14 protein-coding genes are annotated in these 15,380 nt (G+C 54.8%); 12 read left to right on the forward strand and 2 right to left on the reverse strand.

The window, feature by feature from the left end; all coding sequences use genetic code 11:
* Nucleotides 1-155 precede the first annotated feature (155 nt).
* The 4 genes from EQV93_RS09845 to EQV93_RS09860 all read left to right on the forward strand — a co-directional run bounded on the left by EQV93_RS09845 (nucleotide 156) and on the right by EQV93_RS09860 (nucleotide 5,221).
* Entirely contained in the window at nucleotides 156-707 is a 552-nt protein-coding gene (locus EQV93_RS09845) for a fimbrial protein (RefSeq protein ID WP_122784511.1), read from the forward strand.
* A 74-nt stretch (nucleotides 708-781) separates the two neighbouring features.
* Complete coding sequence (locus tag EQV93_RS09850) at nucleotides 782-1,522, forward strand: fimbrial biogenesis chaperone (protein WP_122784510.1); 741 nt, start codon at nucleotides 782-784, stop codon at nucleotides 1,520-1,522.
* A gap of 19 nt (nucleotides 1,523-1,541) precedes the next feature.
* Entirely contained in the window at nucleotides 1,542-4,058 is a 2,517-nt protein-coding gene (locus EQV93_RS09855; protein ID WP_240891469.1) for a fimbria/pilus outer membrane usher protein, read from the forward strand.
* A 71-nt stretch (nucleotides 4,059-4,129) separates the two neighbouring features.
* Nucleotides 4,130-5,221 carry a fimbrial protein gene (locus EQV93_RS09860; protein WP_240891470.1) on the forward strand — a complete coding sequence of 364 codons (1,092 nt, stop codon included), beginning with the start codon at nucleotides 4,130-4,132 and terminating at the stop codon, nucleotides 5,219-5,221.
* A gap of 76 nt (nucleotides 5,222-5,297) precedes the next feature.
* Here EQV93_RS09860 and EQV93_RS09865 read toward each other — a convergent pair whose 3' ends face one another.
* A complete protein-coding gene (locus tag EQV93_RS09865) occupies nucleotides 5,298-6,230 on the reverse strand; it encodes a lipid A biosynthesis lauroyl acyltransferase (RefSeq protein WP_146383791.1) in 933 nt (310 codons plus the stop codon).
* A 118-nt stretch (nucleotides 6,231-6,348) separates the two neighbouring features.
* Here EQV93_RS09865 and minC point away from each other — a divergent pair, with 118 nt between their 5' ends.
* From minC to EQV93_RS09900, 7 genes are all read left to right on the forward strand, one after another.
* Complete coding sequence (gene minC, locus EQV93_RS09870) at nucleotides 6,349-7,089, forward strand: septum site-determining protein MinC (RefSeq protein ID WP_122784506.1); 741 nt, start codon at nucleotides 6,349-6,351, stop codon at nucleotides 7,087-7,089.
* A gap of 189 nt (nucleotides 7,090-7,278) precedes the next feature.
* Nucleotides 7,279-8,091, forward strand: a complete 813-nt coding sequence (gene minD / locus EQV93_RS09875; protein ID WP_122784505.1) for a septum site-determining protein MinD — start codon at nucleotides 7,279-7,281, stop codon at nucleotides 8,089-8,091.
* A gap of 3 nt (nucleotides 8,092-8,094) precedes the next feature.
* Nucleotides 8,095-8,349 carry a cell division topological specificity factor MinE gene (minE, locus tag EQV93_RS09880; RefSeq protein WP_019410761.1) on the forward strand — a complete coding sequence of 85 codons (255 nt, stop codon included), beginning with the start codon at nucleotides 8,095-8,097 and terminating at the stop codon, nucleotides 8,347-8,349.
* 90 nt (nucleotides 8,350-8,439) lie between these two features.
* Nucleotides 8,440-9,075: an RluA family pseudouridine synthase gene (locus EQV93_RS09885; protein WP_122784504.1), complete on the forward strand. Its 636-nt coding sequence runs from the start codon at nucleotides 8,440-8,442 to the stop codon at nucleotides 9,073-9,075.
* A gap of 186 nt (nucleotides 9,076-9,261) precedes the next feature.
* Nucleotides 9,262-10,551, forward strand: a complete 1,290-nt coding sequence (locus tag EQV93_RS09890; protein ID WP_122784503.1) for a M18 family aminopeptidase — start codon at nucleotides 9,262-9,264, stop codon at nucleotides 10,549-10,551.
* 143 nt (nucleotides 10,552-10,694) lie between these two features.
* Complete coding sequence (locus EQV93_RS09895) at nucleotides 10,695-10,877, forward strand: hypothetical protein (protein ID WP_122784502.1); 183 nt, start codon at nucleotides 10,695-10,697, stop codon at nucleotides 10,875-10,877.
* Between the two features lie 117 nt (nucleotides 10,878-10,994).
* On the forward strand, nucleotides 10,995-13,154 hold the full coding sequence (locus EQV93_RS09900; protein ID WP_122784501.1) for a mechanosensitive ion channel family protein: 2,160 nt from the start codon (nucleotides 10,995-10,997) through the stop codon (nucleotides 13,152-13,154).
* A 45-nt stretch (nucleotides 13,155-13,199) separates the two neighbouring features.
* On the opposite strand, the gene EQV93_RS09905 is transcribed toward EQV93_RS09900, so the two are convergent.
* Nucleotides 13,200-13,922: a UTRA domain-containing protein gene (locus EQV93_RS09905; protein WP_122784500.1), complete on the reverse strand. Its 723-nt coding sequence runs from the start codon at nucleotides 13,920-13,922 to the stop codon at nucleotides 13,200-13,202.
* 335 nt (nucleotides 13,923-14,257) lie between these two features.
* Here EQV93_RS09905 and EQV93_RS09910 point away from each other — a divergent pair, with 335 nt between their 5' ends.
* The gene (locus EQV93_RS09910) at nucleotides 14,258-15,325 is read left to right on the forward strand and encodes an ABC transporter substrate-binding protein (protein WP_240891471.1); all 1,068 of its coding nucleotides are present in this window, start codon (nucleotides 14,258-14,260) and stop codon (nucleotides 15,323-15,325) included.
* Nucleotides 15,326-15,380 lie beyond the last annotated feature (55 nt).

Consider the following 15,380-nt stretch of genomic DNA (forward strand, 5'->3'; position numbering starts at 1 on the left):
CATTCACATCTCACAAAAAATGAGAGTTCTCTCATATCCAGCTAATCGCTCCCCTCCTAGAATTTGGCGGCTCTAATCGTCCCGCATGGTGCTAACAAATTTGGCAACATCCGGTTCGATAATTGCGGAAATATACTATTAAGGGACTTAATATAATGAAACTATCTTTACTGACTCTACCATTGGGCCTTGCTTTAAGTTTTGCAACAACTTCAGCATTCGCATTCGACGGCACAATCAATTTCTCCGGCAAAATAACCAGTGCAACCTGTCCGATTGAAATCGTTAATCCTGAAAGTGGTGCAGTCAGCAATCTCGTCCCAATGGGAGAGGTGGACGTCAGTGAGTTCACCTCATCCGGCACAGAGGTGGGCGGTCGTGGCTTTCAAATGCGCATCAGCCCTGACAGCAATTGCCTCACTGACAAGAACAAGCTGAATGCAACGGTTACCTTCACCTCGGTACAGGGAGGTGCCGGGGAATACTACGGAATCAAACGCCTCCCTGGGGCTGCCGAAGGTATAGCCGTGGCAATCAAAGACAATACTGGCAACTTCATCCCCACCGGGACAGCATCCACCGTTTATCCGCTGAGTGAGGATGATCCCACTCTCATGTATTTTGTTGCTTCATACATCTCCACGGCCGCATCAGTGGGCGCTGGGCCTGCCGACGCTGATGTCAATTTCCGCGTAGACATACACTGATTGCCCCACTCTCTTTAAAACAACGGGCCTGATAGCCCGTTGTTCACGCCAATACTTCGATACCTGGAGTGCCTATGCTCAGTTGTATTAAAAATGCCATTCGAATAAAGAGTGGTGTTCTGGCCTGTTTTTTAGTCTGGCTCCCCAACAGCCATGCCGCCTTGACGATAAGCAGTACTCGAGTGGTATTCGACAGTGACAAACGAAATGTATCTCTAAGGGTTCTAAACCCCAGTTCTAAACCTTTTGCCGTTCAGACCTGGGTTAATACGATTGCAGATGATCAAACCACCGCCGTCCCATTCATCGCTTCTCCACCGTTGTTTCGCCTAAACGCAAATAAAGAACAGCAGGTGCAGATCAATGGTTTACCTCAATCGCTACCCAAGGATCGCGAGTCACTCTTTTATTTCAATATTCAGGAAATACCACAACTTGAATCCCGCGAAACCAACCAATTGAACATTGCGTTGCGTACCCGTATCAAAATGTTCTGGCGCCCCACTGAACTCACCGGCAGCCCTTTGGACAGTCTGAAAAGCTTGCAATGGTCAATACAGAGCACCGACGGCAAACCTCATCTGATTGTTAACAACTCAAGCCCCTTTCATGTGTCTTTCATACGCATTGAACTCAGCGCTAACGGGCAAACGTTCAGTTTGAAGGACACAACCATGGCACACCCTCTCGACACTCAGACATATGAACTGGATGGCTTCAAGCCGACCCCGGGAATGCAGGTGACCTTCTCGGTTATCAATGATTACGGTGCTATCACTGAGCCCATGACATTGCCCGTGGCCCTTGATCTTTAACATTTCGCGGACTCCCGCCATGCCTTTTTCACCGCACGGAAGTTGTTCGCCTGTGCAGCGGTTTTCACAGTGCATTGTATTAATCGGCGCCAGCATCACCGGGTTAAAACCAGATTCTGCTCACGCGTCCAAGCCAGTGGAGTTCCAGTCAACCTTCATGCGCCAAATGGACACCCATGACATCGATGCGGGTGCGCTTGCCCTGAAAACATTGTCCAACAGCCTGCATCTGACACCCGGACGTTACCGGGTCAGTATCGACATCAACCAGACCTTTTTCGACAGTCAAGAGATCGATTTTGCAGCCAATCAACCGGGTGATGAATTGACGCCTTGTTTACCCCAAAAATTGCTCAACGACATGGGCGTTAAGCTCGACAGCCTGGAGCAATCGGATGTGGTGCTCGAAACATGCGTTGATATACAACGGCTGATTCCGGGCGCAACGGTGCAAATGGATAGCGCAAAACTGACCCTCACTATCTCCATTCCGCAGATTGCCATGCGCCGTGACATTGCCGGTTATGTCGACCCACAACGCTGGGATTACGGCATCAACTCCGCATTTGTAAATTATCAACTTTCGGCGCAGCAAGGCCGTAATGATCGAACCGGTCAGGACAACAGTCACAACCTGTACTTGAATAGCGGGCTGAACCTGGGCGTCTGGCGCTTGCGCAGCAATAACACTTTTCGCAGTGACGCCACAGGCGGTCGCACATGGTCGCGCGCCTATACCTATCTGCAACGCGACCTTGCGAGTGTCCATTCGCAGTTGACACTGGGCGAAACTTTCACGCCGGGAGATGTATTCCGCAGCGTCCCGATCAGAGGTGTACAGATCGCCTCGGACATGAGCATGTTGCCCGACTCGCAACAACGCTATGCGCCGATAATACGCGGCGTTGCGCAAACACGGGCCAAGCTCGAGATACGTCAGAACGGTTTCCCGATCTATTCCACTTATGTCAGTGCAGGCCCCTATGAAATCAATGACCTCACTCTGGCCAGCGGCAGCGGTGAACTGGAAATAATTCTGACCGAGGCTGATGGCCAAGTGCGGCGTTTCACTCAACCGTATGCAACGCTCACTCATTTACTGCGCGAGGGCGTGTGGCGTTATAGCGCCAGCATGGGTCGCTACAACGCACCGTTTTACGCCACGGATGATTCAATGCTCTGGCAAGGCACCCTGGCTATGGGTACACGATGGGATTCGACAGTGTACGGCGGCTTGATGGGCAATGATTTCTATCAGGCCACTACGGTGGGTCTGGGTAAAGGCCTTGGGGTGTTAGGGGCCCTGTCATTTGACCTGACACGCTCCTACGCGCAAACCAATCCCGATAATAGCCAGCACAACGTCCAGGGCATGAGCTACGCCGTGAAGTACGGCAAGTCATTCGAGACTAGAACAAACCTGCGCTTCGCGGGTTATCGCTACTCCACCGAAGGCTATCGTGACTTTAATGAAGCTGTGCGCGAACGCAGCGCAGACCAGCGCTTTCGTGGAAGCCGACGCAGCATGCTGGAAGCTTCGGTGTTTCAGGACATCGGTCTCTATAGCTCACTGAACCTGATATTTTCCCAGGAGAGTTACTGGCAGCAGGATGACGCTCAGCGTCAATTCCAGTTCAGTTTCAGCAGTCGCTTCAATACGGTGAACTACTCCCTCTACGCCTCTCAATCGTTGAACGATGATGAGTTCAACGAGCGTCAGTTCGGCTTGAACATCTCAGTACCTCTGAATTTCGGACGATCAACCACCGCCACCTACGACGTGCGCCAGAACAGAGGTCAGCTCAACCACCGTGCCTCTGTGTCAGGCCGCGCCAAAAATAGCTTGCTCAATTACAGGGCCTCCGTGACCCATAATGAAACCGGTCAACAAAGCGCTGAACTGTCGCTTGGCTATCAGGCCCCCTTTGCCAGCCTTGGCGCGGGCCTTACGCAAGGGACCGATTTCAACACCCTTTCGCTTAACGCCAGCGGCGCATTGCTGTTGCATGCCGATGGGCTGGAAACCGGACCCTATTTGGGTGAAACCAGCGGCCTGATCCATGTCCCGAATATCGCCAACGTAGGCCAGTTGAATGATTCCAGTGCCAGAACCAACGACCGTGGTTATGCCTTGATCCCCTACCTGCAACCCTTTCGAATCAACCGGGTAATCCTTGATACCGCCCAGCTGGATCCAAATGTAGAAATTGATAACGGCGTTACCCAAGTGGTTCCAAGACGTGGCGCCGTGGTCAAGGCGAGTTTTCCTGCCCGTAAAGTAGAGAGGATCCTCGTCAGCACCCGTGATCATCATGGCGTAGCCCTACCCTTTGGCGCTCAGATCAGCAACGCCGATGGCCTTGTTCTGGGTATTGTCGGTCAGGCCGGTCAGGCCCTGTTGAGCACTGATGAGGGACAGCAAATCATCTATGTGCGATGGGGCAAAACGTCCGCAGAGCAATGCCAGGCGCAGTTCGACACTCACAGCATGCCCTTGGAACAAGGCTACCGGGTTCAAGACCTGGTGTGCCGCTGATTCACTCTTCGTTTACTAATACGCGGGCACTTTGCACTGCCTGCGTTACTTTTGCCGGGATGAAACAAAGCATGCTGAAAAGATTAACACCTGGCGTGTTCTTACTCGCAGCCAGCGGGCTATTACCCCTTGGCACTACCTACGCTTCCAGCAACAGTTGTTACTGGGGAACCGGGCAGGGACCCATTCAGTATACGGTCGATGTCGGCGCACTCTTTGTTCCCAGGGATGCTCAGGTAGGTGATCCTATAGGCCCGGTTGATAAGCTATTTGTTTCAAGAAACAGCAGGAGCGCCATCTTCTGTGAGAATGACGGCACAGTCATACTGAGGTTCAATGCCAGAAGCGCCGGGGCAACGGTAGCCGGGCCCATTTCACTTAAGAGCGGCATGACAACCGGCGCCCTGTTACAGACCAACATCTCGGGTGTTGGCGCCCTAATCAGTTTCGGCAGCCCCTATGATGGTCTCAACCCAGGTCTGTGGAAACTGGACGGGCCTGACAGCTCGGTGCCATTCAATGCCCACATCGATTTTTACACCCCATTTCCAATTCAACACAACCTGTTAAGGGGCACCATCACCCTGATCAAAACCGGCGAAATCGATCCCGGCATGCAGACGCTGGACTCGGGAAAAGAATTGGTCAAAGGCTCGTTTAACGATATCCCGGATGCCTTCGGCGTGGCCTTGAGCGGTTCTGTAACACGTGCAGAATGCACCCTTTCAGCCAACCCTGTAAGCGCTGACCCGGTCAAACTCGGTGATTGGCCAAATACCGAATTCATTGGTGAAGGCCATACGAGCGATGCAGTGCCCTTCACGATCGCGTTGAATGCTTGTATCTCCGACAAACCCGGAGGAACTGTGACCCATGCACATATCCGCCTGGAGCCCACGGCAGGCGCGGTGACCCTGGACGCCAGCCTGGGACTGATGAGTTTGATGCCAGGCTCTACCGCGCAAGGCATCGGTATTCAAATTTTGGGGCGCGATGCACTAACTCCCGTAACCCTGGAAACGGATGTACTCCAAGGCGCAATTCCAGCTACAGGAGGCATGATGCTTCAGTTTAATGCACGCTATTATCAGACCGCGCCAGCAAACGCTATTGTTGCTGGCGCCGCAGATGGTGCGCTGGGTTTCACCATTACTTATAAATAGTTCAACCCAGTGGGTGCGGTGTACTCGAACCGGTGCACCGCCCTCTAACCGAATAGTCTCTTAGGGCAGCCGTGTGTCAGCGACGCTTGTCATAAAGCTTCGGTTCACCGGGCGGACGGGTTTTGAAACGTCGATGGGCCCACAGGTATTGCTCAGGGCACTCACGAATGGCACGTTCAACCCATTGATTGATGCGCAGGCAATCTGCTTCATCACTTTCTCCGGGAAAATCGCTCAAAGGCGCATGGATCACTAGCTTATAACCGCTGCCATCCGCCAGTCGCTGTTGAGTAAAAGGCACAACCTGCGCCTTGCCCAACTTGGCGAATTTACTGGTGGCCGTAACGGTAGCGGCTGGAATACCGAACAGCGGCACGAAAATACTCTGCTTTGAACCGTAGTCCTGATCGGGGGCGTACCAAATAGCCCGCCCGGACCGCAGTAACTTAAGCATACCGCGAACATCATCGCGCTCTACGGCTAACGAATCAGCGTTGTGCCGTTCACGCCCGCGTCGCTGAATAAAATCGAACAGCGGGTTGTTATGCTCACGGTACATCCCATCAATGGTGTGCTTCTGACCGAGCAACGCTGCGCCGATTTCCAGCGTGGTGAAGTGAAACGCCATCAAGATGACGCCCTTCCCCTCTCGTTGTGCGTGCTCAAGGTGTTCCAGCCCTTCAACATGAGCCAACTTGGCCAGTCGCGGCTTGGACCACCACCAGCTCATGGCCATTTCGAAGAAGGCAATACCGGTGGAAGCGAAGTTATCCTTGAGTAAGCGCTCACGCTCAGCCGCCGTTTTTTCCGGAAAACACAGCTCAAGATTGCGCGCAGCAATGCGCCGTCGATCGCCAGCGACTCGATACATCAGGCCACCCAGGACGCGGCCGATACACAGTTGAACTTTATAAGGGAGTTGTACCACTAACCACAGCACACCGAGCCCTAGCCATAGCAGCCAAAACCTGGGGTGAAAAAAAGCAGCACGAAAATGCGGGCGATCCATTAATGATTCCGGGCAGATACAAGGCCGGCCATTCTACATCGTTCGACCCCGCTTGCGGCTCGCGAGCGTTCTCGTTATAAGTCTCAACACTTTAAGTGACAAGCCGCGTTAACAGACCATGAGCCAAACCGAATCGCTAGACCAAGCCCCTGTGTTCCAGCTAAAGGGCAGTATGCTCGCCATTACGGTGCTGGAACTGGCCAAAAACGACCTTGAAGCCCTTGACCGCCAACTGGCTGCGAAAGTGGCGCAAGCACCCAATTTTTTCAGCAACACCCCGTTGGTACTGGCACTCGACAAGCTTCCCGCCGGTATAGGGCCAATCGATTTGCCGGGCCTGATGCGTATCTGCCGCCAACACGGCCTGCGCACCCTGGCGATTCGCGCCAGCCGTATTGAAGACATTGCCGCAGCCATCGCAATCGACCTTCCCGTGTTGCCGCCCTCAGGCGCGCGCGAGCGACTGATTGAACCTGTTGAAGCCCCGGCGCCTGCGAAAAAACCTGAAAAACCGCCTGAGCCAACGATAAAGCCGACCAAGATCATTACCACTCCGATACGCGGCGGTCAGACCGTGTATGCCGAAAACTGCGACCTGGTGGTCATCGCTTCAGTCAGCCCCGGTGCGGAACTTATGGCCGATGGCAACATCCATGTGTACGGGCCTATGCGTGGCCGTGCACTCGCCGGCCATAAAGGAAATACCAAAGCACGAATCTTTTGCCAGCAATTGAGCGCCGAACTGGTGTCAATTGCTGGTAAGTACAAAGTTTCAGAAGACCTGCGTCGCGACCCCTTATGGGGCACAGCGGTGCAGATCAGTCTGTCAAGTGACATGTTGAACATCACCCGTCTTTAACGGATACTCTCGCCATTTCCAAGCATCTTGAAATCGTAGGCGAACAGCAATCTTGTAGGAAATAATCGGCAGTTTTTCCCTTGTGTAAACCTGACCTATACAGAAATCCTCAAGGCTGTTCACCTGCTGTCGTTTATAAAGATGTTATTCAGGGACTAGAAAGTCCTTTTTCCTTAGGGGTGAAGCACCTTGGCCAAGATTCTAGTGGTTACATCCGGCAAGGGTGGTGTGGGTAAGACCACCACCAGCGCCGCTATCGGTACCGGTCTCGCTCTGCGCGGCCACAAAACAGTCATCGTCGACTTCGACGTTGGCCTGCGTAACCTCGACCTGATCATGGGTTGTGAGCGCCGCGTAGTGTATGACTTCGTTAACGTAGTTAACGGCGAAGCCAACCTGCAACAAGCGCTGATCAAGGACAAACGCCTTGAAAACCTGTACGTGCTGGCCGCCAGTCAGACCCGTGACAAAGACGCACTGACCAAAGACGGCGTCGAAAAAGTTCTGATGGAACTTAAGCAATCCTTCGAATACATAGTTTGCGACTCTCCGGCGGGTATCGAAACCGGTGCTCACCTGGCGATGTACTTTGCTGACGAAGCCATTGTCGTGACCAACCCCGAAGTGTCTTCGGTACGTGACTCCGACCGCATGCTGGGCCTGCTGGCCAGCAAGTCACGTCGCGCTGAGAAGGGTGAAGACCCGATCAAAGAACACTTGCTGCTGACTCGTTACAACCCGGACCGCGTCTCCAAAGGCGAAATGCTGGGTGTTGAAGACGTTAAAGAGATTCTGGCCGTAACCTTGCTGGGCGTAATCCCTGAATCTCAGGCCGTTCTTAAAGCCTCCAACCAGGGTGTGCCCGTGATCCTCGATGATCAGAGCGACGCCGGTCAGGCCTACAGCGATGCTGTTGATCGCTTGCTGGGCAAAACCGTGGAGCATCGGTTCCTTGATGTACAGAAGAAGGGATTCTTCGAGCGCCTGTTTGGAGGCAACTAAACAATGAACATTTTTGACTTCTTTCGTACCCGCAAAACGCCTACCACCGCGTCGGTCGCGAAAGAGCGTCTACAGATTATCGTGGCGCACGAGCGCGGCCAACGCAGCACCCCGGACTACCTGCCTGCCCTGCAAAAAGAGCTGGTTGAAGTGATCCGCAAATACGTCAATATCGGCGACGATCAAGTTCAGATCGCCCTCGAGAATGAAGGTAGCTGCTCGATTCTGGAACTCAATATCACACTGCCAGATCGTTAATCGATCCGGCAGACACCACGGCGACCTGGTCGTCTTCTCTACCGAGAAGACTTCCTTGTCGCCGTTGGCGTTTGTTAAGAGGCTGCTTTAATGCCGTTGTCCAATATTCACATCCTTCATGAGGACGCTGGCGTTCTGGTGGTCAACAAACCTACCCTGTTGCTGTCAGTGCCGGGGCGCGCCGATGACAACAAGGATTGCCTGATTACCCGCCTGCAAGAAAACGGTTACCCGGAAGCGCGCATCGTGCATCGGCTGGACTGGGAAACCTCGGGGATCATCCTGCTGGCTCGTGACGCCGACACTCACCGCGAGTTGTCCCGTCAGTTTCATGATCGTGAAACCGAAAAAGCCTACACCGCACTGGCATGGGGCCAACCCGAACTGGACAGCGGCAGTATTGACCTGCCCCTGCGCTATGACCCGCCCACCAAGCCTCGTCACGTGGTCGACCATGAGTTTGGCAAAAACGCGTTGACGTTCTGGAAAGTGCTGGACCGGTGTGGCGATTACTGCCGGGTTGAGCTGACACCGATCACCGGGCGCTCCCATCAATTGCGCGTACACATGCTGTCTATCGGCCACCCTCTACTGGGTGATGGGCTTTACGCACACCCTCAAGCGTTGGCCGCTTGGCCACGCCTGTGTCTGCACGCCAGCATGCTCAGCTTTACCCATCCGCAGACAGGCGAGCGACTGCGCTTCGAGTGTCCGGCACCGTTTTGAAGCCCCTGAACCGGTAGCCACTGCCGCAGGCTGCGACCGCGCGTGAAGCGGTCGCGCTCTGGATGATCCTTCGGATCTTGCCGCAGCCTGCGCCAGCGACTACAGGTGACATCGACTACTCCAGCCCTAACAACAATTCTTGCGATCAATGCGCTAAACTCGCGGCCTTGCTGTCTGGAGTAACTTATGCGCGAAGAGTTGAACCAAGGCCTGATCGACTTCCTCAAGGCCTCCCCTACCCCGTTTCATGCCACTGCCAGTCTGGTGCAACGTCTGGAGGCTGCCGGTTATCAGCGCCTGGACGAGCGCGAAACCTGGTTCACCGAAGCCAATGGCCGCTATTACGTCACGCGTAATGACTCATCCATCGTCGCCTTCAAGCTGGGTCGCCATTCACCTCTGCACGGCGGCATTCGTATGGTGGGTGCACACACAGACAGCCCTTGCCTGCGCGTCAAGCCACAACCCGAACTGCAACGCCAGGGCTTTTGGCAATTGGGTGTCGAAGTGTACGGAGGCGCTCTGCTGGCTCCGTGGTTCGATCGTGATCTTTCACTGGCCGGACGTGTCACCTTCCGCCGTGATGGCAAGGTCGAAAGCCAACTGATCGACTTCAGGGCTCCGATTGCGACCATCCCCAATCTGGCCATCCACCTCAATCGTGCTGCGAATGAAGGCTGGGCAATCAACCCGCAAACCGAATTGCCGCCAATTCTCGCTCAGGTTGCGGGTGACGAGCGCGCCGATTTCCGTGCCTTGCTGACCGACCAGTTAGCCCGTGAGCATGGTTTGAATGCCGACGTGGTGCTTGATTACGAGCTGAGTTTCTACGACACCCAAAGCGCAGCGGTAATTGGCCTGAACGGCGACTTTATCGCCGGCGCACGCCTCGACAATCTGTTGTCCTGTTACGCCGGTCTGCAAGCGCTGCTCAATGCCGAAACAGAAGAAACCTGCCTGTTTGTGGCCAACGATCATGAAGAAGTCGGCTCTTGCTCGGCTTGCGGTGCCGACGGACCGATGCTGGAGCAAATCCTGCAACGGGTGCTGCCTGAAGGCGACGAATACGTGCGCACGATTCAAAAGTCGCTGCTGGTCTCGGCCGACAATGCCCACGGTGTTCACCCCAACTACGCCGACAAGCACGACGCCAACCACGGCCCTAAACTCAATGCCGGGCCGGTGATCAAAGTCAACAGCAACCAGCGCTACGCCACCAACAGCGAAACCGCCGGGTTTTTCCGCCACCTGTGCATGGCTGAAGAAGTGCCCGTGCAAAGCTTTGTGGTACGCAGCGACATGGGCTGCGGCTCGACCATTGGCCCTATCACTGCCAGCCATTTGGGTGTGCGCACTGTAGACATCGGCCTGCCAACCTTTGCCATGCACTCCATTCGCGAGCTTGCCGGCAGTCACGACCTCGCGCACTTGGTCAAAGTACTCAGCGCGTTTTACGCCAGCAACCAATTACCCTGAACAAAGCCCTGCGTGGTCGCTGCCGCAATGTGCGGTAGTGACCACAGGCTGCGCGCCAGCCTCATTCATTTTTGACGCATATCACCACACTTTTCAGAAAAGCATCCTAGACTCGAAGCATTATTTCCTTCAGGTCTAAAACAATGGTCTCGGTATCCGAATTTCAGTCAGTGTTCATTCCCATCGTCTGCGGCATGTTGTTACTGACCCTTGGCTTCACCTTTCGCGAGCGCCCAAGCGGTTTCGGCGTATTGATGATCTGGTGTGGCATGTTGCTGATCTTCGGCACCATTGTGTTCAAGATTCTCGCAAAGCTTAACGACTAATCACGCTTCCCTTAGCGGCCACATTTGCCGTCATTTATTTAAATGTGACAAGAAATGAATGATTGCGGCCCCTAGCGTACACTCGGTCAATTCGCCGCCTACGAGGTTGATCGCCCAGTGCTTTTTCGTCTTTTTACCTTACCTTCCCTCTTGCTTGCCTGCCTGCTGACTCTGCTGCCACTGACATCAGCTCAGGCCGTTGGTATCTCCAGCATGCTCGGCGGGTCGGACAAGACCCAGTCGCAACCGACCGAACCCTTGGGCCAGTCACTGGACGAGGTAATCAAAAACCTCGAAAACGATCAACAGCGCAGCAAGCTGCTGACTGACCTGAAAAAGCTCCGCGACGCCACGAAGCAAGCCCAACCTGAAGCTGAAATTGGCGTTTTGGGACTCATTGGCAGCACGCTGTCAGACCTCGAAAAGCAGTTTTCAGGAACTGACAGCCCCACCTATCGCTGGTCCAAAGAAATCAGTCAGGCCAAAGAAGAACTTACGCAACTCATGTTGCCGGCCAATCAATGGCTGCCGATCATCTTCGCGTTTGCGCTGATCATTATGGTCTGGAGCCTGCTGGCGGCGCTGCTGATCTGGGTCAGTCACCGTGTGCGCTTGCGCTTTGGCCTGAGCGAGGAGTTGCCGCAGCACCCCAAGGCAGTCGACATGCTGCGCTTTGCCTTGCGCAAACTGGGCCCCTGGCTCGTGGCATTGGTCATCACGGTTTACGGTAGCTACGCGCTGCCCTCATCCCTGGGTAAAGACCTCGCGATGGTGCTGGCCTATGCGCTGGTGATTGGCACCTGTTTCTCGGCGATCTGTGTCATCGCCTTTTCGCTGCTAGACGGCCCGCATCGCCATCGCGCCTTGCACATCCTGCGGCATCAGGCATTTCGTCCTTTGTGGTGGATCGGCAGCTTTGCTGCATTTGGTCAGGCACTGAGCGACCCACGACTTGTGGCGACCCTGGGTGTGCATCTGGCGCACACCGCAGCCACGTTTGCGAATGTGATGGCAGCACTGTCTGCAGGATTGTTTATCATCCGGTTCCGCCGTCCCATCGCCCACCTGATCCGCAACCAACCCTTGTCGCGCCGCCTCACCCGACGCGCCTTGAGTGAGAGCATCGAGATTCTGGGCACTTACTGGTATGTGGCGGCCTTGATTCTGGTTGCCATTTCTCTGGCCGCGACCTTTATCTCGGCGGGCGACAGCAGCACCGCCCTGCGTCAGTCACTGATCTGCACCGTACTGGTTGTGCTGTGCATGGTGATCAACGGACTGGTGCGGCGCCACGCGCAAAAACCTCAACGCGGGATCAAGCGTCACGCCCTGTATTCCGAACGCCTGAAAAGCTTTGTCTACACCTTGATTCATATGGTGGTGTGGCTGGTGTTCATAGAGTTGGGGCTGCGCGTGTGGGGCATGTCGCTGATCAGTTTTACCGAGGGTGACGGCCACGAGATCAGCGTCAAACTGTTTGGACTCGCTGGCACCTTATTGTTTGCCTGGTTTATCTGGATTATTTCCGATACCGCCATCCACCATGCATTGACCCGCTCTCGCAAAGGCCTGGCCAATGCTCGCGCGCAAACCATGATGCCGCTGATTCGCAATGTCCTGTTTGCAGCCATATTCATCATTGCCCTGATTGTCGCCCTGGCCAATATGGGCATGAATGTAACGCCGCTGCTGGCAGGTGCAGGTGTGATCGGTCTGGCCATTGGTTTCGGCGCCCAATCGCTGGTGGCTGACTTGATCACCGGCCTGTTCATCATCATTGAAGACTCACTGGCGATCGATGATTACGTGGATGTAGGTGGCCATTTGGGGACAGTAGAAGGCCTGACCATTCGCACAGTGCGCCTGCGAGACATCGACGGCATTGTGCACACCATCCCGTTCAGCGAAATCAAAAGCATCAAGAACTATTCTCGCGAATTCGGCTACGCGATCTTTCGTGTAGCCATCCCTTACAACATGGAAATAGACGACGCGATCAAGCTGATGCGCGACGTGGGGCAAAAGATGCGCAGCGATCCGCTGCAACGTCGCAACATCTGGTCACCGCTGGAGATTCAGGGTGTGGAGAGTTTCGAGTCCGGCAGCGCGATTTTGCGGGCCCGCTTCAAGACTGCACCTATTAAGCAGTGGGAAGTGTCGCGGGCGTTCAATCTGTCGCTCAAACGCCATCTGGATGAAGCAGGGCTGGATTTGGCAACTCCGCGTTTGAGCGTGCAAGTGATTACTGCGGGAAGCGGTGTGTTGCAAAAGGATTGAGGGGGGCATGACGGCACGGGCGCGTGAAGATCAGCAAGCTCGCTTCTACACGCGCGTGCCTACATCCACGCCGACATGAATCGCATCATGTCGCCAGTATTCAAGATCACAGTCGATCAGCCGATCGTGCTGGTCGTAATTGACTCGCACAATTCTCAAGCCAGGGCTTCCAGTGGACACTTTCAATGTGGCTGCCGCTTCAATGGGTAAAGCCGTAGGCACAATCTCGAAACGCACTCGACCGTAGTGCAAGTCGTAATGCCGGGCGTATAACTCGGTAATTGATTGAGTGAGATCAAACCCCAGTATCTGCGGAAAGTATTGCGGGTTCAGATAATGCTCGACGTACAGCACCAGTCGACCGTCAATGCGTCGCCCCCGACAAATCTGGATCACGCTCGACAGCGCTGGCAGCTGTAAACGCTCGCACACCGCCGCCGTGGCGGGTTGCAAGCGCGCTGAAATCACTTCGGTGGTTGGCACCCGCCCCTGAGCGCTGACCATGGCGTGGAAATGACTGCGCTGCATCAGGTTGTAGGCCAGCCGTGGCGGTGACACAAACCAGCCGCGACGCTCTTCTCGATAGACCAAGCCCTCGGATTCAAGCTGCAGCAACGCCTCCCGTAGCGTAACGCGGGTGGTGGCAAACAACTCACTCAGCTTGCGTTCCGCCGGTAATTGGCTACCCCCTGCCAGCAGTCCTCGCTCTATCTGCTCTTGCAGCGTCCGGCTTATGGCTGTCACCGCCTTGGGCGCATCATCTCGCATCACTGTTACCTATCTGGACTAGTCCAGCACCAAATGTGGGCAGGCTGCGCCTGTAAATGCTTCAAATCATCGGACTATCAGCCTAGGCCGCGCAGATGACTGTTCGATGACAGCGCACCCCGGCCAACGCTTGGAGGCCAGGCCCGGTAAGGCTTTGAGCATGGTCTACGCTTAGCCAGAGCGTTGCTTTTAATGGCTTAAAGAGCTTGCACAACCCATACCGACATTAAAGTGTCATGAGCGCCCCTTAAATTGGCTCAGGTATTGCTGACCTAGACCAAACCACCGCAAAAGATCAATAAAACCCAGCGTTGAAAACGCCCAAGGAGCTTCGGATGAAACAGTTTTTCCTGGCATCACTGTTAGGCACGAGCATCGCCCTTTGCACCTCGGCCATGGCCGCCGACGTTGACCTGCAAGCCCTCGAAACCGCTGCAAAAGCCGAAGGTGCAGTGAACAGTGTCGGCATGCCCGATGACTGGGCCAACTGGAAAGCCACGTGGACAGATCTGGAAAAAAAATACGGCCTCAAACACATGGACACCGACATGAGCTCGGCTCAAGAAGTGGCCAAGTTTGATGCAGAGAAAGACAACGCCAGCGCCGATATCGGTGACGTCGGCGCGGCATTCGGCCCGATTGCGGTGGCCAAGGGCGTTACCCAGCCATACAAACCGACCACCTGGGATCAAATCCCGGACTGGGCCAAGGACAAGGACGGCAACTGGGCATTGGCTTACACCGGCACCATTGCTTTTATCGTCAACAAAAAACTGCTGCATGGTTCTGAAGTCCCGACCAAGTGGGCTGACTTGGTAAACGGCAAATACAAGGTGTCCATCGGTGACGTCAGCACTGCCGCTCAAGCCTCCAACGGCGTTCTGGCTGCCGCGATTGCCAAGGGGGGGAGCGAATTGAACATCCAGCCTGCGCTACTGATGTTCGCTGATATCGCCAAACAGAAGCGTCTCTCATTGGCCAACCCGACCATTGCAACCATGGAAAAGGGCGAAGTAGAGGTGGGTGTGGTTTGGGATTTCAATGGTCTGAGCTACAAGGCCAAGATGGCGAACCCGGATGACTACGTGGTGCTGATTCCTTCGGACGGTACTGTGATTTCGGGTTACACCACCATCATCAACAAATACGCCAAGCACCCGAATGCAGCCAAATTGACCCGCGAATTTATCTTCAGCGATGCAGGGCAAATCAACCTGGCCAACGGCAATGCCCGACCTATTCGCGCAGAACACCTCACGTTGCCGCCTGAAGTACAGGCCAAGCTGCTGCCGAACGAGCAATACAAAAACGTGACGCCAATCAAAGACGCTGCTGCGTGGGAAAAAACCTCCAAAGCGCTACCGCAACTGTGGCAGGAACAAGTCATTATCCAAATGAATTAAACGAGTGATCCCGTAGCAGCTGCCGCAGGCGGCGTCCGGCGGCATGGCCAGCGTA

The sequence above is a fragment of the Pseudomonas sp. TMW22091 genome, from assembly GCF_022496705.1.
GTDB lineage: Bacteria > Pseudomonadota > Gammaproteobacteria > Pseudomonadales > Pseudomonadaceae > Aquipseudomonas > Aquipseudomonas saxonica.